A 7687-nucleotide genomic window follows, 5' to 3' on the forward strand; every position below is an offset into this window, starting at 1 on the left:
AGTAAGCGTTATGAAGTATATCAATACAAAAGGATTCCTTGTTTGCCTATGCCTTTTTGGAATGCATTTTTCCTTTGCCCAGTTTGTTGTGGATGGGCAGTTTCGACCTAGAACAGAATATAGAAATGGTTTTGGAGGATTGATTCCCGATGCCTCCGACTCTGGGTTTGCCACCGCTACGCGGGTTCGTTTAAATACAGCATACCAAACGGAAAAGTATGCCTTTTATGCGAGCCTTCAAGATGTTTTGGTGTGGGGTGAAAACCGTCAACTACGACCGGATGATGAGAACAATTCCTTTGCTATTTTTGAAGCATGGGCCCAAATCCAACTGGGTTCTGGGTGGTCCACAAAATTAGGTAGGCAGGTACTTTCTTATGATGATCAGCGCATCTTGGGTGAAGTGGATTGGACACAACAGGCCCGAAACCATGATGCTGCCTTGATAGGGTATTCCAAAAATAATTTTATGTTGGATTTTGCCCTTGCCTTCAATCAAGATTATGACAATCCAAGTGGTTTCCAATCCATAGGAAATACCTATAACACCATGGGATTTTTCAGTTACAAGACCATGCAGATGCTCTACCTAAAACAAAAATGGGAAAGCTTTGCGGCAAGTCTGGTATTGCTCAACAATGGCTTCCAAAATTTTGATGAGAACGATAGCGCGGATGGCGTAAGCAATTTACAGACCATTGGAGCGCATCTTACCTATAAAAAAGGAAGCTTTGGGTTGGCGGCCAATGCTTTTTTTCAAACAGGGGAAAGACAGGGTGAATTGGACGTCAAGGGAGCTTATTTGTTGGGGCTCGACCTCAGCTATAAGGCATCAAGCACAGTAGGTCTTGGAGCCGGAGTTGAGATCATTAGTGGGAATGATGGACAGACAACCGGGGAAACTGCCGCCTTTTTCCCACTCTATGGCACCAACCACAAGTTCAACGGTTTTATGGATTATTTCTATGTGGGCAATCATGCCAACTCTGTTGGAATATTTGACATTCACGCCAGTGCCAATTTTAAATTGGGTGAGAAATCAGGTCTATTTGTCAAGGTATTGAATTTCAAGGGAGAACAAGACCTATCTGGCGGAGAAAGCGCATTGGGCACCGAGGTTGATTTGGTGTATACCCAAAAATTCAATGGATATGCCCTTAAACTGGGATACTCCCATTTATTCCCGGCAGATGGTATGTATAAGCTTAAGGGTGTCACCGAGGCAGATGCGGCCAGTACCCAAAATTGGGCGTGGGCCATGTTGGTCATAAAGCCCAAGTTGTTCACAACGGCCAAACAAAATTAAAACATAGGGTTAGTCTTTTTTTCGGGCTGTTCCGTTTTAAAAGGAATGGCCCTTTTTTTATGCCCAGGGTATTTCAATAATTCGACTATTTTTGTGGAATGCAAGATTCGGAAGACCAACAGACCATTACCATAGTTTTGGCCGATGACCACTCTTTGGTTAGAGATGGTATACGTGCTTTATTGGAAGAAGAGCCAGATTTGGATGTAATCGGTGAGGTTTCCAATGGTCTGGATGCCCTTAAAATGGTAAATGAAAAATCGCCCGATATTCTGATCATTGATATCCGAATGCCGGAATTGGGCGGTATTGAAACAGTGGAACGCTTAAATGCCAAGGGCGATGCCAAGACCAAATCCATCATTCTTTCCATGCATGATTCGGAAGAGTATATTCTTAAATCGGTAAAGGCAGGTGCCAGTGGCTATCTTTTAAAGGATACGGGAAAGACTGAATTTGTAAAGGCAATCCATATGGTTCAAGAAGGCGGGAAGTATTTTAGTGGGGATATTTCAAATGTTTTGGTGAACAATTTGTTTAGCTCAGGCAAAAAAAACAGCACTTCATCCAAAGAAAATAAGAGTAATCCTTTTGACCTGACCAATAAGGAACTTCAAGTGTTGGAATTGGTCTTGGCAGGGTATACCAACAAGGAGATTTCAGAAAAACTGCAGAACAGTAAACGTACCATCGAGACCCATCGCTTTAACCTGATGAAGAAGATGGAAGTGAAAAACTTAATAGACCTTTCCAAAAAAGCGAACAAATACAATTTAGTGTAGGTTTCAATTTTTCAACCTTTTACTGCAATTTTTATCATTCTCTCGATTTAGAGCATCACTTTTATCATATTCACACTACGTACTTGTACGTAATTTTTTAATTTTCAACATCGAAAAATAGGGTGTGATTACGATGCAGGAAAAAGATACACATAATACCATTTGTTCGTATTGCGGTGTGGGGTGCGGCATTACAGTAACTAAAGATGCCAAAGGGGTACTGTCTGTAAAAGGCAATGAGGACTATCCAGTGAATAAAGGGATGCTCTGCTCGAAAGGGAAAACGTTAAATTACGTAGCCCAAGACACCAAGGACAGGATCCTGTACCCAGAGATGCGGTGGAGCCGCAATCATCCTAAGCAACTAGTTACGTGGGATGTGGCCCTAAAAAGGGCCGCCGCGGTTTTCAAGAGCATTATAGACCGTCATGGTCCAGACAGTGTAGGCCTTTACGTTTCCGGGCAGTGCCTTACCGAAGAATATTATCTGGCCAACAAGCTTACCAAAGGCTTTTTGGGAACCAATAATATTGATACAAACTCCCGGCTTTGTATGAGTTCTGCCGTAGTCGGCTATAAAAAAACAGTGGGCAACGATGCCGTCCCTATTGCCTATGCGGATATTGAATTGGCAGACTGCTTTTTGATCGCCGGTGCCAACCCGGCCTGGTGCCACCCAATCCTGTTCCGTCGAATTGAAAAACATAAGGAGCAAAACCCTAAGGTTAAATTGATTGTTGTGGATCCGCGTAAGACACAGACTTGTGCATTGGCGGACCTGCATTTGCAAATATTGCCCGGAACAGACGTGATCCTCTTCAATGCCATGGCGAGATGGCTGATTGAAAAGAAAAAAATCAATAAATCATTCATACAAAAGCATACCTCCAATTTTGAAGCGTGCAAGCAAAAGGCTTTTGAGCTTTCCATTCGCAAAGCAGCCGAAAAATGTGGGATTACCGCCGATGAAATACGCAAAGCAGCCAAAATGATAGCGGATGCCAAAGGATTTATCAGCATGTGGACGATGGGGCTGAACCAAAGTGTCATCGGAGTAGATAAAAATGTTTCGCTGTTGAACCTTTCCTTATTGACAGGACATATTGGAAAGCCAGGTTCGGGTCCTTTTTCGTTGACAGGGCAGCCCAATGCCATGGGCGGTAGGGAAGTAGGAGGGATGGCCAGTTTGCTGGCGGCCCATCGGGATTTGGGAAATCCCAAACACAGGGCAGAGGTCCGGCAATTTTGGGGAGGAAAGGAAATCAAAGGGGAGCCCGGTCTTACGGCAACGGAAATGTTCAATGCTCTGGAATCCGGAAAAATGAAGGCCATTTGGATTATTTGCACCAACCCCATAGTGAGTCTGCCCAATGCCAAAAAAATTGAGAAGGCCCTTGAAAAGGCTAATTTTGTCATCGTTCAGGATATTTCCCATAATTCCGAAACCACAGAATATGCCGATTTGTTGTTACCGGCGGCAGGTTGGTTGGAAAAAGAGGGCACCATGACCAATTCCGAACGCCGGATAAGTTATTTGCCCAAAGTCATTGATGCTCCCGGCGAGGCCTTGCCCGATGCAGAGATCCTGTGGCGATTTGCCCAGGAAATGGGATATGGTGGCTTTGACTATACCAACGCCTCCGAAGTGTATGACGAATACTGCCTCATGACCAAGGGAACCAATATTGATATTTCTGGACTGTCCCACGCGCGCCTCAAAAAAGAGGGTAGCTTTCAATGGCCTGTACCTTCACCCGAACACAAGGGGACACCACGCCTTTTTCAGGATCAGAAGTATTTCACCGCTAATGGAAAAGTGCATTTTAATGCACCACGAAATCTGTACAATACATCGGAAATGCCCACCTCCGATTTTCCATTGGTGCTCAACACGGGAAGGGTCAGGGATCAATGGCATACCCGAACCAAAACGGGAAAAGTAAAGCGTCTTTTGACCCACATTCCATCCCCTTTCCTTGAAATGAACAAGGTGGATGCCTATCTGCGAAACCTTAAGGAAGGTGATATTGCCATGGTAAAAAGTAGAAGAGGAAGTGTAAGGGTCAAGGTAAAAATCAATTACGATATTAGGGAAAGAGTGGTTTTTTTGCCGATGCACTGGGGTAAAATCATGAATGATGATTTTAGTAGGGCCAATAATCTTACCAACGATATTGTGGACCCGATCTCAAAAGAACCCGATTTTAAATATTGTGCCGTTCAGGTTGAAAAATATAGGAAACCAGCACAAAGAATAGTGATTGTTGGAGCAGGGGCCGCCGCGTATCGTTTTATCCAAACCTATCGGGAAAAGAACAGAACGGACGAGATCCATGTGTTTTCCAAGGAAGAACATCCATTTTACAACCGTGTTTTGCTTCCCGAATACGTGAATGAGGAATTGTCATGGGAGGCCCTTCAAAAACTGAAACAAGGCGAACTGGAAAAACTTAAAGTAAAGCTGTACCCTAACAATGGTGTCCAAAGCATCAATACCAAAGAAAAGACTGTTACGGACGAGTTGGGCGGGGTACATGATTACGATCTTATGGTGATGGCCACCGGAAGTCGGGCATTTGTGCCCAACGAAGTACGCATGGATTTGCCGGGAAGGTTTACCTTGCGGGAACGGGGTGATGCCGATCAGCTCAAAAACTACCTGTCGGAAACTAAGCTCCCCCCCAGTGAGCAGCATGTGGTGATCGTGGGAGGAGGTCTGCTCGGACTTGAACTGGCCGCTGCCCTAAAAAAAATCAACATCAATATTAGCATTATACAGCGTGCCCCTAGGTTAATGGAACGCCAGTTGGATCCCATATCCAGTAAATTATTGGCCGAAGATGTTTCCGAAAGGGGAATCCAGTTGTTTTTTGACAATGAGGTCAGTACCATTTTTGAGGATGAGGAATCACAATACACCCTGATGGTCAATCTTAAGACAGGCCGCACCTTACGCTGCAATGCCATTGTTTATGCCATAGGGACCAGACCTAACATATCCTTGGCAGCAGATGCCGGACTGAAAACAAGAAGAGGGGTTTTGGTGGATGCCTACCTCAGAACAAGCGACCCGTCCATTTTTGCATTGGGCGAAATCGCTGAGTTTGAGAATGCACTGTACGGCATCACTTCGGCAGCGGAACAACAGGCCGATGTGGCCGCAAATTATATCCTCGGTGATTTGGGAAGCATTTACAGCGGTTCTGTGTTGATGAATATTTTGAAATTTGAGAATCTGGACCTGTGCAGTATCGGGATGGTGAATACTCCGAAAAACGACCCTACCTATGAAGAGATTTTATTGATGGATGTGAGCAAAAGGTTTTACAAAAAATGTATTGTTAAGGACGATACTTTGAAAGGAGCCATTTTAATGGGGGATAAAAATGAGTTCGCGGAGTTTAAACGGCTCATAGAAGAAGAAATAGAACTCTCTGAAAAAAGGGAGGAATTGTTGCGGGGAACTTCTACCATGGAACCGCTTAAAGGAAGTTTGGTGTGCTCCTGCAGTCAAGTGGGCGATGGAAACATCAAAGACGCCATAGCCGGGGGGTGCACGGATTTTTCTCGGTTATGTTCCCAAACTGGTGCAGGACTGGGGTGTGGAAGTTGCAAACCCGAAGTGAAGGCTATATTGAACGGACAACTGAAAACAGCAATGGTTTGAAGGTATGAATGATGATTTGCACAGAATATTGATAAGAGGGGGAATCACATCCCCGGGCGAGCTCAAGGACAGTATTGCCATGCTTGAGTCCGCAGGACTGTCCGAAGTTTATTTTGGGTCGCGGCAGGACATGCTCTTTCCGTTAAATAACATCAAAAAAGAGCAATTGGAAAAGATTTCAAAGTACAAAACAGATATTGTTGCAGACCGATTGTACCAAAATATTGTCTGCTCCTATGTTTCTGCCGATATTTTTGATGCTACCCATTGGCTTAAAGGTTCCACCTACCTGTATCTTTTAGAACAGTTTGATTTTATGCCTAGGCTAAAGATTAATATTACCGATCCAAAACAACGGTTGGTGCCCATTTTTAGCGGAAACCTCAATTTCGTGGCTTCCGACGAAGAGGATTATTGGTATTTGAACATCCTACTGCCACATTGGAAGAAAAGTGCTTACTATCCTGTACTGATTTACAGCTGGGACATGGTTTCCGTTTGCGGTGCCATAGAAGAAGTGTACCATACGATGGACAATGTGGATCAACTCTTTGCCATACTGAACCAAAAATTACAGACCCATAACAACAAAACCATAAAAAAGGAACTTCAGATTCCTTTTGTTACGTTTCCTTACTACGAGGGAATGAACCGAATGGGATTGGACCAATTCTGGTTGGGCCTCTATTGGCGCAACAATCGTTATGACCTTCAGTTTTTAAAGGAATTTTGCGGATTCTGTCTGGACAACAGCATCGGAAAAATATGCATCACACCATGGAAATCGTTCATTGTAAAGGGAATTTCCAAAGAAAGTCGACCCGAACTGGAAAGATTCCTTGGCCAAAGGGGAATCAATGTACGGCACTCCCAATTGGAAATGAACTGGCATTTGCCCGTGGACGATCAGGAAGCATTGGAACTTAAACAGTATTTGGTAACCAATTTTGACCAGAACGACATCAGTACTTATGGACTTACCTTTGGCATAAGCAAGGATGTAGGTAAGCGTTCCCATTTTTCATCCATAGTCATTGAGAGGAATCCATCGACCCAGATAGGATTGGATTATCGGGTAAGACCGACCTATAATGTTTGTTATTTTAAAGATTTTGACCCCAACACAAGGCAGTATTTGGTTTACGCCCAAGATGTGGATAAAAAAGAATTGCCCAATCTTTTGATTGAATTGAGCAAGGAATACTTTCAACAGCTTGGCCAAGAAAAAACCACAGCTACAAAAAAAACAACAAAAAAGGAACAAGTGCAACATACGGTCCACCAATGTCAGAACTGTTTAACGGTGTATGATGAAGATATTGGAGACCCCAAATCCAATATAGCGCCCAATACCCAATTTGATGAATTGCCAGAAGAATACAATTGTCCTGTTTGTAGTGCAGGAAAGCCCTTTTTCAAACCTGTTATGATGATATTTGGTTAAGGAATTTATTATAAAAAGATGGGTCGGTATTCTCTTGCTCGCCAGTCGGTTTATTTATATACCAATTAGTTGTTCGAATAAGCATATTTTTAGATTGTTTTGTTGGAAAGTACGGATACAGAGAACCTCTGATACGGAATTTTTGAATCACGGCCATTTTTATCTTAGAAGTTTGTTTTTCAAACAATTGCCAACGTTTTTGCGATGCTTAACTTTTTACGGCGAAGGGGGTATGCTTGGTCTGGCGTTTCAACCAGTATGATATTCCCCATTTCTGAATAAGTTACCTTTTATGAGGAAAATGATTTAACTTTTTGGTATACAATGGGGTGGTCAATTATTTTGGGCAGACATCCCGAATTGAAGAAATTGGAAAAACAGATGCTTCTTATTAGAGGTTAGCATGCATTAGTTGACTGATCTATATCCAAAACCTGGACCATCACAAGGAAGGTAACCTCCATTAAATATTTCCTTGTTGTTCAAAA

At 43.2% G+C, this 7687-nt stretch carries 4 protein-coding genes; all 4 read left to right on the plus strand.

Features of this window, described 5'->3' with window-relative positions:
- Positions 1-10: 10 nt before the first annotated feature.
- The 4 genes from AC13CC_RS00500 to AC13CC_RS00515 all read left to right on the plus strand — a co-directional run bounded on the left by AC13CC_RS00500 (position 11) and on the right by AC13CC_RS00515 (position 7199).
- Positions 11-1306, plus strand: a complete 1296-nt coding sequence (locus AC13CC_RS00500; RefSeq protein ID WP_482875631.1) for an alginate export family protein — start codon at positions 11-13, stop codon at positions 1304-1306.
- Between the two features lie 98 nt (positions 1307-1404).
- Complete coding sequence (locus tag AC13CC_RS00505) at positions 1405-2088, plus strand: response regulator transcription factor (RefSeq protein WP_482875632.1); 684 nt, start codon at positions 1405-1407, stop codon at positions 2086-2088.
- Positions 2089-2221: 133 nt separating this feature from the next.
- Positions 2222-5755, plus strand: coding sequence for a molybdopterin-dependent oxidoreductase (locus AC13CC_RS00510; RefSeq protein ID WP_482875633.1), 3534 nt, complete (start codon positions 2222-2224; stop codon positions 5753-5755).
- A gap of 4 nt (positions 5756-5759) precedes the next feature.
- Entirely contained in the window at positions 5760-7199 is a 1440-nt protein-coding gene (locus tag AC13CC_RS00515) for a rubredoxin (RefSeq protein ID WP_482875634.1), read from the plus strand.
- The last annotated feature ends 488 nt before the right edge of the window (positions 7200-7687 follow it).

The organism is Flagellimonas sp. L-11, assembly GCF_056857735.1.